General features: G+C 25.9%; 18 protein-coding genes and 2 tRNA genes. 17 read left to right on the top strand and 3 right to left on the bottom strand.

The window, feature by feature from the left end:
- The first annotated feature begins 11 nt into the window (after nt 1–11).
- The 4 genes from AC4FQW_RS06705 to AC4FQW_RS06690 all read left to right on the top strand — a co-directional run bounded on the left by AC4FQW_RS06705 (nt 12) and on the right by AC4FQW_RS06690 (nt 2968).
- Nucleotides 12–87 (top strand) — tRNA-Trp (locus AC4FQW_RS06705).
- A 185-nt stretch (nt 88–272) separates the two neighbouring features.
- A complete protein-coding gene (locus tag AC4FQW_RS06700; protein WP_303130990.1) occupies nt 273–701 on the top strand; it encodes a universal stress protein in 429 nt (142 codons plus the stop codon).
- A gap of 23 nt (nt 702–724) precedes the next feature.
- Nucleotides 725–1714, top strand: a complete 990-nt coding sequence (locus tag AC4FQW_RS06695) for a Gfo/Idh/MocA family protein (RefSeq protein WP_491148008.1) — start codon at nt 725–727, stop codon at nt 1712–1714.
- Nucleotides 1715–1930: 216 nt separating this feature from the next.
- Nucleotides 1931–2968, top strand: coding sequence for a M42 family metallopeptidase (locus AC4FQW_RS06690; protein ID WP_491148006.1), 1038 nt, complete (start codon nt 1931–1933; stop codon nt 2966–2968).
- A gap of 48 nt (nt 2969–3016) precedes the next feature.
- Here AC4FQW_RS06690 and AC4FQW_RS06685 read toward each other — a convergent pair whose 3' ends face one another.
- Nucleotides 3017–4084, bottom strand: a complete 1068-nt coding sequence (locus tag AC4FQW_RS06685) for an NAD(P)H-dependent flavin oxidoreductase (protein ID WP_491148004.1) — start codon at nt 4082–4084, stop codon at nt 3017–3019.
- A gap of 152 nt (nt 4085–4236) precedes the next feature.
- Here AC4FQW_RS06685 and AC4FQW_RS06680 point away from each other — a divergent pair.
- The 12 genes from AC4FQW_RS06680 to AC4FQW_RS06625 all read left to right on the top strand — a co-directional run bounded on the left by AC4FQW_RS06680 (nt 4237) and on the right by AC4FQW_RS06625 (nt 17177).
- Nucleotides 4237–4312: transfer RNA gene (locus AC4FQW_RS06680), tRNA-Trp, on the top strand.
- Nucleotides 4313–4559: 247 nt separating this feature from the next.
- Nucleotides 4560–5165 carry a hypothetical protein gene (locus AC4FQW_RS06675; protein WP_491148002.1) on the top strand — a complete coding sequence of 202 codons (606 nt, stop codon included), beginning with the start codon at nt 4560–4562 and terminating at the stop codon, nt 5163–5165.
- Between the two features lie 107 nt (nt 5166–5272).
- Entirely contained in the window at nt 5273–5458 is a 186-nt protein-coding gene (locus AC4FQW_RS06670) for an alpha/beta-type small acid-soluble spore protein (protein ID WP_303129458.1), read from the top strand.
- Between the two features lie 165 nt (nt 5459–5623).
- On the top strand, nt 5624–6754 hold the full coding sequence (locus tag AC4FQW_RS06665) for a metallophosphoesterase family protein (protein ID WP_491147999.1): 1131 nt from the start codon (nt 5624–5626) through the stop codon (nt 6752–6754).
- The gene (locus tag AC4FQW_RS06660; protein ID WP_491147997.1) at nt 6744–9488 is read left to right on the top strand and encodes an AAA family ATPase; all 2745 of its coding nucleotides are present in this window, start codon (nt 6744–6746) and stop codon (nt 9486–9488) included. Before AC4FQW_RS06665 ends, AC4FQW_RS06660 begins: the two co-directional genes overlap by 11 nt.
- A 74-nt stretch (nt 9489–9562) precedes the next feature.
- Nucleotides 9563–10447, top strand: a complete 885-nt coding sequence (locus AC4FQW_RS06655; RefSeq protein WP_303129455.1) for a metal ABC transporter solute-binding protein, Zn/Mn family — start codon at nt 9563–9565, stop codon at nt 10445–10447.
- A 110-nt stretch (nt 10448–10557) separates the two neighbouring features.
- Entirely contained in the window at nt 10558–12363 is a 1806-nt protein-coding gene (locus AC4FQW_RS06650; protein ID WP_491148168.1) for a MutS-related protein, read from the top strand.
- Nucleotides 12364–12387: 24 nt separating this feature from the next.
- Complete coding sequence (locus AC4FQW_RS06645) at nt 12388–13305, top strand: 3'-5' exonuclease (RefSeq protein WP_491147995.1); 918 nt, start codon at nt 12388–12390, stop codon at nt 13303–13305.
- A 71-nt stretch (nt 13306–13376) separates the two neighbouring features.
- Nucleotides 13377–13790 carry a CBS domain-containing protein gene (locus AC4FQW_RS06640; RefSeq protein WP_303129453.1) on the top strand — a complete coding sequence of 138 codons (414 nt, stop codon included), beginning with the start codon at nt 13377–13379 and terminating at the stop codon, nt 13788–13790.
- A 139-nt stretch (nt 13791–13929) separates the two neighbouring features.
- On the top strand, nt 13930–14199 hold the full coding sequence (locus AC4FQW_RS06635; RefSeq protein ID WP_303129462.1) for a metal-sensing transcriptional repressor: 270 nt from the start codon (nt 13930–13932) through the stop codon (nt 14197–14199).
- A gap of 27 nt (nt 14200–14226) precedes the next feature.
- The gene (locus AC4FQW_RS06630; RefSeq protein ID WP_491147992.1) at nt 14227–16911 is read left to right on the top strand and encodes a heavy metal translocating P-type ATPase; all 2685 of its coding nucleotides are present in this window, start codon (nt 14227–14229) and stop codon (nt 16909–16911) included.
- 59 nt (nt 16912–16970) lie between these two features.
- A complete protein-coding gene (locus tag AC4FQW_RS06625) occupies nt 16971–17177 on the top strand; it encodes a heavy-metal-associated domain-containing protein (protein WP_303129451.1) in 207 nt (68 codons plus the stop codon).
- 42 nt (nt 17178–17219) lie between these two features.
- Here AC4FQW_RS06625 and AC4FQW_RS06620 read toward each other — a convergent pair whose 3' ends face one another.
- Nucleotides 17220–17744, bottom strand: a complete 525-nt coding sequence (locus tag AC4FQW_RS06620; protein ID WP_491147990.1) for a hypothetical protein — start codon at nt 17742–17744, stop codon at nt 17220–17222.
- Nucleotides 17745–17897: 153 nt separating this feature from the next.
- Here AC4FQW_RS06620 and rpsA point away from each other — a divergent pair, with 153 nt between their 5' ends.
- A complete protein-coding gene (rpsA, locus tag AC4FQW_RS06615) occupies nt 17898–19034 on the top strand; it encodes a 30S ribosomal protein S1 (protein WP_303129449.1) in 1137 nt (378 codons plus the stop codon).
- A gap of 132 nt (nt 19035–19166) precedes the next feature.
- Here rpsA and pyk read toward each other — a convergent pair whose 3' ends face one another.
- Nucleotides 19167–20582 (bottom strand): pyruvate kinase, encoded by a 1416-nt coding sequence (pyk, locus tag AC4FQW_RS06610; RefSeq protein WP_303129448.1) that lies wholly within the window; start codon nt 20580–20582, stop codon nt 19167–19169.
- Nucleotides 20583–20707 lie beyond the last annotated feature (125 nt).

Raw genomic sequence — 20707 nt, 5'->3', positions numbered from 1 at the left:
TATTGTCCTAAAGGGGTATGGCTCAATTGGTAGAGTAGTGGTCTCCAAAACCATTGGTTGTGGGTTCGAGTCCTACTGCCCCTGCCATAGTGATAAAGACTAAAAACAATTGTTTTTAGTCTTTTTTTTATAAAAATTTATTTTTATTAAATTATAAAAAATATAATAATGGTAAATTTAAATAATGTATTAATTTACATTTTTAAATAAAGATAAAAAATTGTATAAGATGTATAATTATATAAAATAAATTTATACGAGAGGTGTTAAAAATGGAAAAGAAAAAAATATTAATACCAGTAGATGGCAGTGAAAGAAGTTTAATAGCATTACAATATTTAAATAATAATTTTAAACCAGAAGATGTTGAAGTAGTACTTCTTAATGTAAGAGAGATAGTATTTATAAATGGTATGGCAGTATCAGAAGAAGTAAAAGATTCTGAGATTATAGGAAAAAGAATATTAAAAGATGCAGAAGAACAGTTGAATAAATTAAATAAAGAATTTGATTATAAAAAAGAATTTTCTTTTGGGTATGCAGGTGATGAAATTTTAAGATATGCAGAAGATAATAATATTGATACAATATTAATGGCGAAGAATACTAAGAAGAAGTTTACTGCGCTAGTTGGATCAGTAACAGCTCATGTTGTAAAGAAGGCAAAATGTGTTGTAATAATGATACCAGAGGTATATTAATAAGAAAGTTAGGGGAATGAGAAATGAATAAAGTTAGATTTGGGGTTATAGGAACAAGTGCAATATGTGAAAGATTTTTAAATGCTGCAAGTACACATGAAAATTTTGAACTTATAGCTGTTTATTCAAGAAAGCTAGAAACGGCAAAAGAATTTGGAGAAAAACATTGTGCTAAATTATTTTTTGATAATATAGAAAACTTTGCAAAGTGTAAAGAGATAGATGCTGTATATATAGCATCACCAAATGCTTTTCATGCTGAGCAAGCTATTGTATGTTTAAATAATAAAAAGCATGTTCTTTGTGAAAAACCAATGGCTTCTAATTTAAAAGAAGTAGAGAATATGATAAAAGTTGCTGAAAAAAATAAGGTTTTATTAATGGAGGCTATGAGACTTACTGTATTACCTAATTTTTTAAGTGTTAAAGAAAATATTCATAAGATTGGAAAAATAAGAAGATACTTTGCATCATATTGTCAATATTCTTCAAGGTATGATAAGTACAAAGAAGGTATAATACTTAATGCATTTAAGAAGGAACTTTCAAATGGAGCACTTATGGATATTGGGGTATATTGTATACATCCAATGGTTTCACTTTTTGGAAAACCAAACGATGTTATTAGTAATGGAATATTTTTAGATACTGGAGTAGATGGTCAAGGAACAGCAATATTTACTTATGATGATTTTAGTTCTGTAATAATGTATTCAAAAATAAGTGATTCAAATTTACCTATTGAAATTCAAGGTGAAGAAGGAACTATAATATCAGATGGAATACATTTTAATAATGTAAAAATAGTATATAGAGATGGTAGAGAAGAAAATATATCTATATGTCAGAGAAAAGATGATATGTATTATGAACTTGATGAATTTATAAAATTAATAAATAATAATGAAATAGATTCAAATAAAAATTCTCATTTAAATTCTCTTATTGCTATAGAGCTTATGGATAAAATAAGAAAAGAGATAGGATTAGAGTTTCCTGCTGATTTAAGATAGAAAAATAAGGAGTATTAAACTCCTTATTTTTATTGTTTGAATTAATTTAATAGTGAATATTTAATTGTTCGTATAATATATTTAAATGTTATAATAAAAAGAGAATATTTTTGAATATTTTACTAAAAAATGCTTTGAATAAAAAAGCATTTTTAAAATTAAAAAAATATAGATTAGAATCTATGTTATATATAGAGTTTATAGGAGGGGAAGATTATGAATTTAAATTTAAACAAAGAATATTTATTAAATACTGCTAAACAATTATTAGAGTTTAATAGTCCAAGTGGTTTTTGTTTTGAAATAATAAATATGGTAAAGGAAAAGGTAGAAAAACTAGGTTATAAATGTTATGAAACAAATAAAGGATGTTTAGTAATAGATATAAAAGGTAAATCCAATGAAAAGGTTATTGGTCTTTCAGCTCATGTAGATACGTTAGGGGCTATGGTAAGATCTATTACAAATAAAGGTACACTTAAGTTTACTTTAATTGGAGGGCCAATTGTACCAACATTAGATGGTGAATATTGTACTATAAGAACTAGAGAGGGAAAAGAATATTCAGGTACATTTTTAAGTAGCAGTGCAGCTGTTCATGTGTATGAAGATGCATCATCTAGAAAAAGAGATCCAGAAAATATGGAAATTAGAATAGATGAAGTTGTAAAAAATAAAGAGGATGTATTAAATTTAGGAATATGTTCAGGAGATTTTGTATTTATAGATCCAAAAACAACTATAACTGAAAGTGGATTTGTAAAATCAAGATTTATAGATGATAAAGGTAGCGTAGCTTGTTTAATATCACTTTTAGAATTATTAAGTAGAGAAAAAATTGTTCCAAATTTTGATACTAAAATTTTGATATCAACATATGAAGAAGTAGGTCATGGAGCTTCATATATACCAGAAGAGATAACAGAAATGATATCCGTTGATATGGGATGTATTGGTGATGATTTAAACTGCACAGAATATGATGTTTCTATATGCGCAAAGGATTCAGGTGGGCCTTATGATTATAATATGGTAACAGAATTAGTTAATCTTTCAAAAGAAAATAATTTAAATTATGTAATTGATATATACCCAAGATATGGTTCAGATGTAGGGGCAGCGCTTAGAGGTGGAAATAATATAAGAGGAGCACTTATAGGACCAGGAGTACATGCATCACATGGAATGGAAAGAACACATTATAGTGCTTTAGAAAATACTATAAAATTACTATATTTATATCTAACAAAATAAATATAGTATTAAGTAATTAGAAAAGGGAAGAATTTATTCTTCCCTTTTTTAAATTGCTTTAATTTCGTTTTCTAATTCTGTCATTAATTTTTTTACTGTAGTTATATTTTTAATTTTACTTACATTTTCACCACAGAAGATAAGACCATTCTCTAAGTCTCCATTAACTGAATTTATAAGAGCTTTACTTATGCAATAAGGTGTTGTAGAAGGATTACAAGGGGTTAAGCAATTATAACATTTTATAACTTTGATATTTTCATTTAAAGTTTTATTTACAAAAGAATTTAGTATAGCTCTACCTGGCATCCCAACTGGGCTTTTAACAATTCCGATATTTTCATTTGTAGCATTTATATATGATTCTTTAAATTCTTTTGATGCATCACATTCTTCTGTTGCTACAAATCTAGTAGCCATTTGTACACCGGAAGCACCAAGATTTAAATATTTAACTATATCGTTACCGTTGAATATGCCACCAGCTGCAATTATAGGAATAGATTTATTATATTTAATTTCATAATCTTTAACATGTGATACTATAGCTTTTATAGTATCATCAAAAGTTTCATTTGAAATTTCAATATCTTCTTTTTTAAAACCTAAATGTCCTCCGGCCTTTGGTCCTTCAACCACAATCATATCCGGTGCTATATTATCGTGTTTATCCCATAATTTAAGAATTACTTTTGCTGCTTTTAGTGAAGAGACTATTGGAGCCAATTTTACATTATATCCTTTGGTGAGTTTTGGAAGAGTTGTGGGCATGCCAGCTCCAGAGATAATAAGGTCTATTCCAGATTCTATAGCAGTTCTTACATATCTTGCATATTCATTTGTTGCAACCATAATATTAACTCCTATTATTCCGTTATTACATTTTTCTTTAGCTAATTTTATATGTTTTTTTAATGCTCTAAGGTTTGCTTCTAAAGGATTATTTTCAAAATCTCTTTCTTTAAATCCAATTTGAGCTGAAGAAATAATTCCTATGCCACCTGCGTTTGTAACAGCAGAAGCTAGATTAGAAAGAGATACACCAACACCCATTCCACCTTGAATTATAGGTAACCTAGATACTAATTCTCCTATTTTTAAGGGTTTTATATTCATTTAAACACCTCACTTAATTTGAAATTAAAATATTTTGACAATCAAAATATTTTAGTATATTATAATCTAAAATATAAAAATTAACAATATGTTGTTACAAAAAAATAATATTGACATAGCATAATATTTTATGATAAAATAAATAGCGTCTTAGGGGTATGGCTCAATTGGTAGAGTAGTGGTCTCCAAAACCATTGGTTGTGGGTTCAAGTCCTACTGCCCCTGCCAAAAGCACTTAGTTTAGTGAAACTAAGTGCTTTTTTTGTTGTTATAAATAATATTTCAAGTAAAATATTAAATATATTTTAAAAAAACTCCTATAATTTTAGAAAATATAGAAAAAAATATTAAAATGTAATTAATTTGTCAAAAAAGAAAACAAAAAAGAGAAAATATTAATATAATTGAAAAAAAATTAATATTTAATTAAAAAATATGGTATAATTTAATTATGAAGCAATGTAGGAGGGGAAATATGAGTAAAAATAAGAAGAAATTTGTAATGGGCATTTTAATTCTTGTAGTTACTTTAGTTAGTATAATTTTTATAGATAGGATAATACATACTCAAACTAGAGTTATTCTTTCAGAAAAACATGAAGTTATAAGTGTGGATAAGGAACAAAAAATAAATGATGTTGTTGACACTATTGTAGATACTGAATATAAATCAATAAAAAAATTAAAAGATAAGGATGTATCTAGTGTGTATGTAATAGTAGAATCCGAAGATGCAAATATAAACAAGAACGTACCTGAAATTATTGATTTTGCAAATTCATTAAAAATTAAACTAACATTTTTAGAAAATGAACAAATTGACGATGAAAATAAACAGTATTATGGTTTAATGCAAAAAAATGGTCATACAATTATACCAAAATACTTAGATATTAAAAATATATTAGATAAAAATAATGTTCAAATTATAGATGAAAAAATTGATTTAATTGATTTAAATAATCAAGATATAGCTTTTTATATAGATTTAAATAAAATTAATAAAGAAGAATATAATAAATTAGAAAATAAAATAAATGACTTAAATAAAATGGGATATAAGTTTAAAGCATTAATGTAATTGGAAAAAGTTACTTGGGATTAAATTTTATCCTCAGGATAAACTATGATTGTAAGATAAATTAAAATTTATTTTACAATTACCGTAAGCCTGAGGAGGGATCAATTATGTCAAATAGAGTGATAGTTCCAGAAGCTAAAAAGGGTCTAGCAGCATTTAAAAATGAAGTAGCTAGAGAATTAGGAGTTCCATTTAGTGATTACAACGGAGATTTAAGCTCAAGACAATGTGGATCCGTAGGTGGCGAAATGGTTAAGAGAATGGTAGAGGAATACGAAAGTTCTCTAAAGTAAACACCTACTGAAAGGGTTTTAAGTAACTCTTTGTAATTACACCATTTAAGGAATACGTATTTCAATGCCAAGAGGATGATTTTAGTAAATCATCCTCTTTCTTTTTGCGTAAAATGTATGATAAAATGAGAACAAAAGTTCGTTAAATAGAAAGGTGGATTTATTATGGAAAAAGTAAAAATACTTCATTGTGCAGATATACATTTTGATACACCATTTAAAGAATTTAGAAATAAATTAGCAGATAAAAGTAAAGAGGAAATAAAAGAAGTTTTTAGTAATATAATTAAAATATGTAATGAAGAAAATGTAGATATAATGCTATTAGCAGGAGATATATTTGATAATTATACGTTAGATAAAAGTACATTAATTTTTATACAGGAAGAATTAAAGAGATTAAAAAGAACAAAAGTTTTTATAAGTCCAGGAAATCATGATCCTTATAACTTTAAATCGTTTTATAAGCTAGTTGATTGGCCAGAAAATGTACATGTTTTTAAAAGTTCTTTAGAAAAGGTTTTTATAAAAGAGTTAAAAACTAATATTTATGGAGCAGCTTTTGAAGATAATTATGTTGGACAATCTATGTTAAAAAATATAGAAGTAGATAAAAATTTTATAAATATAGCTGTTATTCATGGGGAATTATCAAATCAAGGAACTACAAATGAATATAATCCTATAACAATAAAGGATATAGAAGAATCGAAATTAGATTATATAGCTCTTGGACATAGGCATAAATTTAATGGAGTGCAAAAGGTTGGAACAACAAGTTATGCTTATAGTGGATGTCCTCAAGGAAGAGGTTTTGATGAATTAGGTGCAAAGGGAATTTTAATCGGATATGTAGGAAAAGGTTATGTTGATTTAAATTTTAAAAAAACATGTAAAAGAGAGTATATAGAGAAGGATGTAAATATAGAAAGTGCATTTGGGTATAGAGAAATAAAAAGAAAAATCTTAGAAGAACTTAAAGATTTTGATTTGAAAATTAATATATTTAAAGTAAATTTAGTTGGTGAAATTGACGCAAGTTTTAAGATAAATGAAAAAATATTAAAGGAAAAGTTAGATAGTGAATTTTACTTTGTAAAGATTAAAGATAAGACAAAAATAAAAGTTAAAATAGATGATATAGAAAATGAACATTCAACAAAAGGAATATTTGTAAAAAAAATTAGTAATAAAATATCTGAGGCAAGTGGAGAAGAATTAGAAATATTAGAACTTGCTTTAAAAATAGGACTGCAAAGCTTGACAGAAGATGAGGTGAATTTGGATGATTATTAAAAAGATTAGAATTAAATCCTTTGGAGGGATTAAGGACAGAGAAATAGATTTAAATAATGGAATGAATTTATTATATGGTGAAAATGAAAAAGGGAAAAGTACAATTCAGAATTTTATAAGAATTTGGTTATATGGATTTGGGAGTTCTAGAGGTGGAAAGAATAATTTAAGAAAAAAGTATATGCCATTTTCAGGAGAAAAAATGCAAGGTGAGCTTATAGTATCACATGAAAATAAAGATTATATCATTAAAAGAAGTTTTGGTTTAACTAAAAAAGATGATGTATCTATTATATATGATGAATTAACTGGAGAAGAAGTAAAAGATATAAATAAAGATGAGCCAGGCTCATATTTTTTAGGGGTAAACTCAAATACATTTTTAAAGACATTATTTATACCTCAACTTGGAGTTGTTGTATCAAGGGATAAAGATGAACAAATAATACAAAAAATAATTGATATATTTGGCTGTGGTGAAGGAGAGGTTTCAGCATATTCTGCTATTGAAAAGCTTAAGGCTACTAGAAAAGAATTAACTACAACAAGAAAAAATGGTGAACTTGATATATTAAAAGAAAGATATAATAATGTCATAGAAGAAAGATATGAAGCTTATAAAATTTCAGAATCTAACTTAATTAATGAGAATGAATTAATAAATAAAAAAGAAGAGAGAAAAAAGTTAAGAGAAGAAATAGAGAAATTAGAATTATTTAAAAAATACTTAAAGAAAATTAATCTTCAAAAAGAATATGGAGAAATAATAAATTACTTAAAAAAGAGTGAAGATTTAAAAAGAAGAGAAAAGGAAATTGAAACAGAACTAAGAAGAAATAATGGGATAATAGATGAAAAATATATAAATGAACTTAGTGAAGAAAATAAAAAGTATTTAACTTTTTTAGACATAAAAAATGAGAATGAGTATGAATTAAAAGAAGTAGAAAATAGAATAAAGGATGAAAGTGAGAAAATAAAGAGATATGAAGTATTTTCTTCAATGGAGGATGGATTAAAAGAAAAGTTAATAAGGTTAAATGCAGAACAAGAAGGTCTTAGAGAAAGAGCTTTATTAAACAAGAAGTTAAAGTTATCTATTGAAGAAGAAGAGGACAAGATAAATAAAAAGAAAAAGTTTTTAGGAGATTCATTAAAGCTAATATCACATAGAGATAAAGTAAAAAATTTATTTAAAGAATATGAAGAAAAGCTTTATAAAGTAAAAAATTTAGTTGAGGATTCAGATAATTATGATGATAAAGTTTTAATAGAAAAATCTAAATTAGAAAGCAAGAGGAAACTAGGATTTATATTATCAGCAATAAGTGGAGTATTAATTGGTATCAATATAGCATCAATAAACAATATATTTTTATACGTAATATTTGCAATATTTATAGTATTAGGAATAGTAATTATTTTAATTAGTAATAATTCATTAAATAATGTGAATAGTGGTTTAGAAAGTAAAAAAGTTGTTGATAATTTGAATAGTGAAATCAAAAATATTGAAGAGCAATTAAATGAATATGTAAAATTAATAAAATGTAATAATTACAAAAATCTGTTAATGGCTATAAATACATTAGAAAGTTTTTATGTTGCAGAAAGCCAATCAAAATTAAGAATTGAAGAGAGAAAAAAACAACTAGATAATTTATCTTTTGAAAAAGATGAAGATAGATACAAACAAAATGAAAAAATACTTTCATCAATAATGAAACTTTGTAATTGTGATAATTTAGAAGAAATTTACTTAGAGCTTGATGAATATAATAAAATAAAAAACAATTTAAATTTATTGAATATAGAATATAATTCCAAGAAAGAAAATTTAGATAGAATAATATCAGAGTTAAAAGAAAAAGAAAGAGAAATAAAAGAAAAATTAACTGTTATGGATTTAGAGCATATTCAATTAGTAGACTTAGAAATGTATTTAAAAGAATTTAGAGATAAAATTTTAAAGAAGAAAGAATTAGAAAGTTCATTAAAAAGCGTTGATGAAACATATAAAGTATTACTAAAAGACAGAAATATTGAAGAGATAAAAGAAGAAATAAAAGATGTATTAAATGGCAATATAAATTATAAATATAATTCAGAAGAAGAAATAGAAAGGGAAGTAAAAGAGAAATCAAATCTTTTAATAGAAGTAGAAAAGAAAATAAAAGATTTAGAAAATATAATAAAAACTAGTTTTTTAGGTAAAAGAAATATAGTAGATATAGAAGAAGATTTAGAAAACATAGTAGAAGAAATTAATATTTTAGATAAAAAATTAAAAGCTATAGACGTTGCAATAGAAAATTTAGAGGCTTCAGGAAGAGAAGTAAGAGAAAGCTTTGGGCCAGCGCTTAATAAAAAAATATTAGAGATATTTAAAAAATTAACTTTAGATAAATATTCAGAAGTTAAGCTTGGAGAAGACTATAATATGACAGTAAGAGACAAAATAAACATATTTCCCGGAGAATATTTAAGTAATGGGGCGAATGATCAGTTATATTTAGCTCTTAGGATAGCTTTTATACAATTAATATTTAAAAATAAAAAAGTTCCTATAATATTTGATGATTCGTTTGTTCAATATGATGACATAAGAAGGGAAAGAGCAATAGATGTTATAAATGATATGAATTTTGCTCAAACAATAATATTTTCATGTCAATCAATTGATAAAAATATTATTAAAAATAAAGAAATTAAAGCAAACTTTATAAATATTTAGAATTGACATTACTGGGAAATTATATTAATATGATTTTATGCAAATGCAAATCATATGCAAATGAGGTGTAGAATTTGAAAAAAATTATAGGTATAATTTCCGTACTGCTTTTGACTATAGGATTGATTGGATGTTCTGGTGAGAAATCTAATGAAATTAAAAAAGATGGAAAGTTAAGTGTTGTAGTTTCAATTTATCCGTTAGAGCAATTTACAAGAATGATTGGTGGAGATAAGGTTAATATATTAACTTTAGTTGGTCCAGGTCAAGAACCACATGATTTTGAATTAAAACCAACTGATTTAAAAACTCTTACAGAAAGTGATGTTTTTGTATATAATGGTTTAGGTTTAGAGCATTGGTTAGATCAAGTTAAGGGTCAATTAAAAGATAGCAAAACACTTATGGTGGATTCAAGTAAAGATGTTAAGGTAATAAAAGATGGGGATAAGATAGATCCGCATGTTTGGCTTAGTTTAAAAGAGGCACAGGTTCAAGCTAATAACATAAAAAATGCATTAATAGAAAAAGATCCAAATAATAAAGATTTTTATCAAAAGAATTATGAAGATTTAAAGGTAAAATTCAATAAATTGTATAATGAATATAAACCAAAATTTGAAAAACTTAAAAATAAAGATTTTGTAACTGGTCATGCTGCTTTTGGATATCTTTGTAGAGATTTTGGATTAAAACAAAAATCTATAAGTGATTTATATGCTGATGGAGAAGCTACTCCAAAGACATTAGAGAATCTTGCTAAGTATTGCAAAGAAAATAACATAAAAACAGTATTTTCAGAAAGTTTAGCATCACCAAAAGAGTCTGAAACATTAGCAAGAGAAGCTGGAGCTAAAGTTGAAAAAATATACACTTTAGAATCAAAAGAAGATGATAAAACATATTTAGAAGGTATGGAATATGACCTTGATGTTATATATAAAAGTTTACTAGAATAAAACTGATTCAATAAAGGTTTGATTTTACTAATAAATAGTGAATCAAACCTTTTTTTAAAGTAATGTGATATAATTATATATGTGAAATTTTGTAAAAGGAGGCGTTCTTTATAAAAGCTTTAGATTATTATAAAAGTAATGTTGAAAAAAGTAACATTAAAATAAGAGAATTAAATAAAAATATAGCTTTATTTGGGTGGAGTAGACTTTTAATAGTATTGTTAATTATAGGTAGTGGATATTTTTTTTATAAAGAAAATAAGACTAACTTACTTATACTATCAGAAGTTATATTGGTTATTTTAGGAATAATTATTGTTGTGTATCACAATAAACTTATAAATAAATTTGAAACTTTAAAAATGTTTTTAGAAATAAACGAAAAAGGATTAAAGAGAGTAACTGGAAAGTTTAAAGAAATAGAGGATAATGGAGCAGAATATATTGAAGATAAGCATCCTTTTGTATCAGATATTGATATATTTGGGAAAAGTTCTTTATTTCAATTAATAAATGATACTATAACAAAAGGTGGAAGAGATAAGCTTGTTAAGTATTTAAAGCTTAATAAATTACCAAATAAAATTGATATAGAAAATAGACAAGAGGCAATAAAAGAATTAGGCAGTGATATTAAGTGGAGACAGAACCTAATAGTAAAAGGGAAGCGTAATTTTAAATTAAAGAAAAAAGAAATAAATGAGTTGGAAATATTCTTAAATTGGAGCAAGGAAAAGTCAAATAAAGGCATAAGTAAAAAAATTATAGCTTATTTATTTATAATTTTAACTTTTTCTAGTATTGTTTTTTCAATAATAGGATATATAAGACCAACTTATATATTATTAGTTTTAATGATTAACTTTATTGTTATTAAGTTGCTAACAAGAGAAAATAAAGAAGATTTAGTATTATTTAATGAAATTAAATATACAATAAAATCTTATGCTGAAATATTAAATATGATTGAAAAAAAGGAATTTAAGTCATCATATTTACTTAATATTAAATCAAAGCTTAAAAATAACAAAGGTAGCTCTTGTGGAGAAGAGATGAAAAAATTATCTAATTTATTAGATTGGATTGGAGATAGTGTTGGTAATGCATACTATTTAATAATAAATTTATTTATATTTTCAGATGTTTTTATAATAGATAATGTAAATGAATGGAGAGAAGAAAATAGAGAATATTTAGAAGGTTGGCTTGAAGTTATTAGCGAGATAGATGCTTTAAGTAGTATATCAAATTTATATTTTGATTTTGAAAATTGGAATTTTCCTAAGATATTAGAGGAAAAAGAAGTTAAAGGTAAGATGATTGGTCATCCGTTGTTAGGAGAAAAGGCTGTTAGAAATAACTATTCTCTTTCAAATAATAAAAAGGTAACTTTAATAACTGGATCTAATATGTCTGGTAAAAGTACTTTTTTAAGAACTATAGGTTTAAATTTAATTCTTTCATATATAGGAGCACCAACATTTAGTGAAGAATTTGAATGTGGAATATTTAATGTTTATACATGTATGAGAACTAAAGATAATTTAGAAGAAAATATTTCATCATTTTATGCTGAGATTCTTAGAATAAAAATACTTATAGAAGCCAGCAAAAGAGGTGAGAAAGTATTCTTTTTATTAGATGAAATATTTAAGGGAACAAATTCAGTAGATAGACATATAGGTGCTACTGAGCTTATAAAGCAACTTATAAATAGCGGAGCTATTGGATTAGTTTCAACTCATGATTTAGAACTTTGTGATTTGGAAAAAATAGATAATCGAATAGAAAATTATAATTTTAGAGAGTATTATGAGGATAATAAAATAAAGTTTGATTATAAGCTTAGAAAAGGCAAAAGTGAAACTCAAAATGCAATACATTTAATGAAACTTGCTGGTATAGAATTTAATTAATATTTATAAGAGAGGGTATTTTATATGGGGTACGTAATAATAGACTTAGAATTTAATAATCTAAATAATATAAAAAAGTACTATCCAAATATATTTTATGATTATTCTGAGTTAAATAAAATTAGTGTGAAAAATGAGATAATAGAAATTGGTGCAATTAAAGTAGACAAATATATGAAGGTTATTGGAAGGTTTAAGGCGTATATTAAGCCTTCCATAATACCAATATTAAATCCTGAAATAAAAAATATAACAAATATTACAGAGAAGGATTTGGAAAATGGATTAAGCTTTAGCGATGCTATGATTAAGCTTAAAGACTTTATAGGTGATGATATAGTTTGTTCTTGGGCAAAAGATGATATTGCACAAATAATAATAAATGCACATTATCATAATTTTAAAGATTTAAAGTGGATTAGAAAATATTTAGATATACAAGAATATGCTAGTAAAGTATTGGGTGCAAAAAAATCTTTAAGTTTAAAAAATGCCTTAAAAAGATTAAACATAAAAATTGATAGCAGACTTTTACATGATGCTTTAAATGATGCTAACTTTACTGTTCTTGTTTTTAAAAATTTATATAATTATAGAATAGTTAAAAATTATATAATTGATGATATATATGATATGCCAGCTATTACTATTAATAATGTTGAAGAATTAACTTTAGAGAATGAAAAAATTAATTCTTTATGTCCAAAGTGCAATAAGAAAATACAACTAGACTTTGATTATATGCCTAATAAATGGAGATTTATTTCTGTTGGAAAGTGCTCAAAATGCAATAATGAAATTGTAAATGAAGTAATAGTGAAAAAAACATTACATGGAGAATATGTATATTCTGAGATTAGTAGTATGATAAGTGAAAAAGAATATTTAGATTATTCATATAAATTAGATAAATATTTTCTTAAGAAAGAAAGAGCTCTATAACAAAGCTTATAAATTATGTTAAAATAAACTTAGACATTTAAATTAAAATATTAAAAAGGAAAGGGATAACTATGAATATAGCATTTTTTCTTACTCCTAAGAATGAAGTAGTTTATGAAAATCAAGAATCAACAATGAGACAAGTTATGGAGAGAATGGAGCACCATGGTTATACAGCAATCCCGTTACTGGACAAGCATGGAAGATATGTTTCAACATTAACTGAAGGAGATTTACTATGGAAATTAAAAAATACTCCTGATCTTAATTTTAAAAATACAGAAAGTGTAAAGGTTAAGGATATAAAGACTAGAAGAGCACATAAAAGTGTTTCGATAAATTCAGATATTCAAAGTCTTATATCTCTTGCAGTTAATCAAAATTTTGTTCCAGTTGTTGATGATGAAGGAATATTTATTGGTATAATAAAAAGAAGTGATATAATAAATTATTGTTATAATGAATTAGAAATTAAAGAAGATTAAATTTTTAGAGCTGTTTTTTTAAAACAGCTCTATTTTTATAAATAATATGAATAAAAAAGATAAATTGACATTAAATAAATGAAGGAGTATTATAAAAATATAATACACCCCTATTGGGAGGGGGTAAGGAGTGATTGTTTTGAATGATGATAAGAAGAAAGCATTACAAGTATTAAAAACTTGTAGGGGACAAATAGATGGAATTATAAAAATGATAGAAGATGAGAGATATTGCGTTGATATTTCAAATCAAATAATAGCAGCACAAGGTCTTCTTAAAAAAGCTAATAAGCATATATTAACACAGCATATGCATCATTGTGTTAAAGAAGCTTTAGTTAGTGAAGAAGAAAAGGACATTAAAATAGAAGAAATAATAAAAATACTTACAAAATTAATTGATAAATAATTATTGAAATTTGTAAGGAGGTATAAAGTGAAAAAGGAATTTAAAATAAGTGGAATGACATGTGCATCATGTTCAGCGAGGGTTGAAAAAGTTGTAAACAAGATGGATGGTGTAGATAATGCTGTTGTAAATTTAGCAACAGAAAAAATGATAGTAAATTTTGATGAAGATAAAGTTACTTCTAATGATATAGAGGAAAAGGTTAAGAAAGCTGGATATGAAGCTAAAGAATTAGAAAACAAAAATATTATTAATGAAAATTATAAAATAAGTGGAATGACATGTGCATCATGTTCATCAAGAGTGGAAAAAATTTTAAATAAGATGAATGGAATAGAAGAAGCTACTGTTAATTTAGCAACTGAAAAAGCAAATATAAAATATGATAAAAGTGTAATTTCACCAGAAGATATTGTAAAAAAGATTGAAAAGGCTGGATATGGTGCAGAAAAGATAAATGATAAAAATAAAAGAGAAAGTAAATTTAAGGTTAATGGAATGACATGTGCATCTTGTGTAGCACGTGTTGAAAGAATTGTTAGAAAGATAGATGGAGTTGATGATGTAGTAGTGAATTTAGCTACATCTAATATGAATGTTAAATATGATAATAAAAAGCTTTCATCAAAAGAAATTGAAGATGCTGTTAAAAAAGCTGGTTACGAAGCAGTAGAATTAAATGATAATGAAAATAAAAATTTAAAAAATGATAGTGATCAAAAAATAAAATCTGCAAGAAATAGATTAATATGGTCAGCTATATTTGCAATACCGTTAGTAATAATATCAATGGGACCTATGATGGGATTACCTGTACCTAATATTATAAATCCAAACAATAATCCATTTAATTATGCATTTATTCAACTTATATTAGCATCAGTAGTAATTATTGTAGGAAGAGATTTTTTTATACATGGATTTAAAAATTTAATTCATTTAAATCCTAATATGGATACACTTATAGCATTAGGCAGTTCTGCATCAGTTTTATATGGTGTGTATGCTTTAATTAAAATTGGATACGGGGAACATCATTTTGCTCATCATTTGTATTTTGAATCAGCAGGCATGATTATAGCTTTTATAAGTCTTGGTAAATATTTAGAAGCACTTACAAAAGGTAAAACTTCAGATGCTATAAATAAACTTATGGGACTTGCACCAAAGACTGCAACAATATTAGTTGATGGAAAAGAAAGAGTAGTTAACATAGATGATGTTTCAGTTGGAGATATTATTTTAGTTAAACCAGGAGAAAAGTTACCAGTTGATGGAATAGTTATAGAAGGAACTACAACTATAGATGAAGCAATGCTTACAGGTGAAAGTATTCCAGTAGAAAAATCTGTTGGTGATGAGGTTTTTGGTGCTAGTATAAATAAACATGGAATGTTTAAATATAAAGCAACAAAAGTAGGGAATGATACGGTATTATCACAAATTATAAGTTTAGTTGAAGAAGCTCAAGGAACTAAAGCACCAATTGCAAAGCTTGCTGATATAATATCAGGATATTTTGTTCCTACAGTAATTGCTATATCAGTAGTATCCTTTTTAGTTTGGTATTTTATTGGAAATAAAGATTTAGAATTTTCTCTTAATATATTAATTTCTGTTCTTGTAATAGCTTGTCCATGCGCTCTTGGATTAGCAACACCAACAGCGATAATGGTAAGTACAGGTAAAGGTGCAGAAAATGGAGTTTTAATAAAAAGTGGTATAGCACTTGAAGAAGCACACAAAATAAACACAATAGTATTTGATAAAACAGGCACTATTACAGAAGGTAAACCAAAGGTTACAGATATAATTAAAATTACAGAAGACTTTGATGAAAATGAAATTCTTAAATTTGCAGCTGCTGCTGAAAAAGGTTCGGAGCATCCTTTAGGAGATGCAATAGTTAAAGAAGCAGAATATAAAAAAATAGAATTACCTTCTATACAAGAATTTAATTCAATACCAGGTGAAGGTATAAATGCAACTATTAATAATAAATGTGTTTCAATTGGAAATAGAAAAATTATGAATAGAAATAATATAAGCATTAATTTTATAGAGGAAAAAGCAAATAACTTAGCAAGTAGTGGAAAGACAGCAATGTTTATAGCTATAGATGGAATTTTAATTGGAATTATAGCTGTAGCAGATACTGTGAAAGAAAATAGTGAGAAAGCTATTAAAGCACTTCATAATATGGGAATTGAAGTTGTAATGTTAACAGGGGATAATGAGAAAACTGCAAAAGCTATTGCTAAACAAGTTGGAATAGATAGAGTAGTTTCAGATGTATTACCTGAAGGTAAAGCAAATGTAGTTAAAGAGTTACAATTAGAGGATAAAAAAGTTGCTATGGTTGGTGATGGAATAAATGATGCACCGGCACTTGTAACTGCAGAAATTGGTATAGCTATAGGTTCAGGTACTGATGTTGCCATAGAATCAGCAGATATTGTACTTATGAGAAGTGATATTTTAGATGTAGTTACAGCAATACAGTTAAGTAGAGCAACAATAAAGAATATAAAAGAAAATTTATTTTGGGCATTTGGGTATAACGTATTAGGTATACCATTTGCAATGGGAGTAATATATGCTTTTGGAGGTCCTCTTTTAAATCCAATGGTTGCATCCTTTGCAATGAGCTTAAGTTCAGTTTCTGTTTTATTAAATGCATTAAGACTTAAAAAATTTAAACCAAAGTTTTAATGAGTTAACAATTAAAAGTTAAAATATTATAAAGGGATAAAATTTAAGGAGTGATTATTATGGCAAAGTTTGAAATTAAAATTGATGGAATGGGATGCGAAAAATGTGTTAAAAATGTTGAGGAAGCATTTGCAGGAGATCCAAGAGTAAAAGGTTATGAAGTAAAGGTTGGAGAAGCTATAGTATATGGTGATTTAACTAAAGAATCAATTAATGAAATAATTGATGATGCTGGATATGATTTAATAGAAGCTAAAGAAATTTAATTATACTAAAAGAAGGCTACTTAAAAATTGTAGCCTTTTTTATTAAATATACTTTTTAAGTTCTGTATCTAAGTTAAATTCAGTAGGTATAAATTCAGGAACATCATTTATTTTTTTGAATTCTTCTGACAAATTAGATTCAATTTTTGAAAATTTTTTAATAGAGGAAGAAAGTTCTTTTGAATTATTATTTTCATAATTAAATACTATATTAGAATATTCAACTTCAAATTTTTCTAATAAGGTGTGTATTTTATATTTACAATAATAAATGTGACTTACTAAATTTTTAAGCTCTAGAAAGTCATTATAAGCCATCAACTTTTTTTGAAGGGCCTTTTTTGCAAGTTTAATATTATCTTTTTTTATTGCTAATGTAACTTTAGTTTCATATTCAACATATATGTCTTCAAGAAATTCAAGGTCAAGCTCAAGGTCTGAAAGTCTATCTAATAGATTAGCAAAATCTTTTGAATAATTATCTAAAACATTTTTCATTTCAATTAATTCTTCATATCTTTTTAATGAGGAATTTTTTAAAAGATTAAATTTTTTTAATAATTTCATATAGTCCCCCACAATAAGTAATACTATATATTATATGAATTTTTGTATTTAATGTTTAAATAATATCCTATAATTTAGCTATTTTTCTTGTATTAGAATTATCATTGGATTAAAATTAGATTATATGTGGGGAAATAGAAGGAGTGATTTTATATGACAAATGAAAACAATATGAGTCAATTATTAGAATCTTATGATGTTAAAAGAATTAATAAAGGTGATATATTAAATGGTAAGGTAATCGATGTTAACGATAAACAAGTTACAGTTGATATAAAATATGCCTTTGATGGAGTAATAACTAGAGAAGAACTTACAAATAATGATGAAAATCCAATGGAGGTTGTAAAGCCTGGAGATGAAATAAATGTAGTTGTTCTTTCACCAAATGATGGGGAAGGCTTTGTAAGTCTTTCAAGAAAAAGAGCATTATTAAAAGAAGAAAGAGAAGCAATAAAAAATGCTTTTAAAAATGACGAGATATTAACTGTAAAAGTTAAAGAAGAAGTAAAGGGTGGATTAGTTTCATACTTTGGTTCAGTAAGAGTATTTATACCAGCATCACAAGCTTCAAGAGAAAGAATAGAATTAAAATCTTTAATAGGAAAAGATTTAGATGTTAAAATAATAGAATTAGATTTTAATAATAATAGAATAGTCGCTTCAAGAAGAGTTATTGAAGAAGCAGAACATAAGAAAAAAGAAGATGCTTTATGGAAAGAATTAAAAAGTGGTGAAAAAAGAAAAGGTATAGTTAAAAAAACTGTTAAATATGGGGCTTTCGTTGATATAGGAGGCATACAAGGTTTAGTTCATATAAATGATTTAGCTTGGGAAAGAGTTAAGAGAGTTGAAGATGTAGTAAAAGTAAATGATGAAGTTGAAGTTTACATTGGAAACGTAGATTTAGAAAATAAAAAGTTATCATTAGTATTAAAAGATGTAGCTAAAGAACCATGGACTTTACATGGAGATGAACTAAAAATTGGTGATACTTTAGAAGGTAAGGTAGTAAGACTTACAAGCTTTGGAGCTTTTGTTGAAGTGTTTAAAGGAATAGAAGGATTAGTTCATATAACAGAAATAACTGATGAACACATAGCGAAACCTGAAGAAGTATTAAAGGTTGGTCAAAAAGTCAAAGTTAAAGTTTTAAATGTTGATAAAAATGAAAAGAAATTAGCTTTAAGCATAAAAGATGCAACTGAAAAGAGCAAAGAATATCTTCAATATGTTGATGACAATGATGAAGGAGTAACACTTGGAGATTTATTTAAAGATTTATTTTAAATGATTATAAATAATAAAATTAAGTATAATTTTTAATTAAAACATATATTAATTTAAGTATTAAATTATATTTGTAAATAAAAGATAGCTGAAAAATTATATATTCAGCTATCTTTTTATATATTATTTTAATTAAATTTTTTCTATTTTTAACATATTAGTACCGCCTGTATGAGTTGTTGGCATACCAGCTGCTACTATTATTTCTGAATTTTCTTTTACAAAATCAAAAGTTTTAGCAACTTTCTTAGCTTCAACTAATATTTCATCTGTAGTATTAAACATTTTACATTTAACAGGGAATACACCAAAATCTAAAGCTAGACCTCTCATTACATAATCAAAAGGAGTTATAGCAATAATTGGAGCTTTAGGTCTATATTTTGCAATTAACTTTGCAGTAGCGCCACTTTGAGTTGCAGCAACTATAGCTTCTGCACCTACAGCATTTGAAGTTCTACAAGCTGAATAGCTTATGGCATCAGCAAATGAAAGGTCAGATGGCTCAACTTTGGAATTTATAAAATCATATTCTAAGTTTTCTTCTGTCTCCTTAGCTATTTTTGCCATTGTTCTTGCTGCTTCTAAAGGAAAGTTACCAGAAGCACTTTCACCGCTTAACATAATTGCATCAGTTCCATCAAATATAGCATTACATATATCGCAAGCCTCAGCTCTAGTTGGAAGTGAATTTCTAATCATCGAATCTAACATTTGCGTTGCTGTAATAACTATTTTTCCAGCTTTATTACATTTTTTAATTATTTGCTTTTGAATTATTGGAACTTTTTCTATTGGTATCTCAACACCCATATCACCACGAGCAACCATTATGCCATCAGCTACTTCAATTATTGAGTCAATATTATTAACTCCCTCTTGACTTTCAATTTTACCAATTACTTTTATGTGTTCTCCACCATGTTCTTTTAAGATATTTTTAACATCTAAAATATCTGAAGCTTTTCTAATAAAAGATGCGGCTATAAAATCAACTCCAGTTTGACAACCAAATATTATGTCTTCTTTATCTTTTTCAGTTACAGAAGGTAAGTTTATACTAACATTTGGAACATTTACACCTTTATGATTTTTTATAGTTCCTGAAACTTCAACTATACAGTTAATAGTTTTTCCTTTAATTTCCTTGATTTTAAAGGAAAGTAGCCCATCATCAACAAGTATAGTACCGCCTGGTTTTACATCTTTATAAAGTTCGTCATAAGTAATTGAACATTTATTTTCATCACCTAAAATTTCTTCACCACATATAAATGAGAAATTATCACCTTCTTTTAAATCAACACCATCATTTTTGAAGTTATGAGTTCTTATTTTAGGACCCTTAATATCAAGAACTATAGCTGTTGGGGTTTTTAATTCCTCTCTTAAGCTTTTAATTAAATCAATTTTTTCTTTATGAGATTCATGAGTTCCGTGAGAAAAGTTAAGTCTTGCAGCACTCATGCCTATTTTCATAAATTCACTTAAAACTTCTCTTGAATCACTTGCAGGACCAATAGTAAAAATCATTTTAGTTTTTTGCATAAAAATCACCTCGCAAATATGTTATTAATAAATATTAAAGTATACTAATTTATTATGTGAATATTTGTAATAACTAATTTAAAAAAGTTATTATTTAGTTTAAAATTTAAATAATATACTGTGAT

The organism is Clostridium sp. TJA085 (assembly GCF_058310235.1).
The sequence above is the reverse complement of the archived record's forward strand: the minus strand, read 5'-3'. Positions and strand labels throughout refer to the sequence as shown.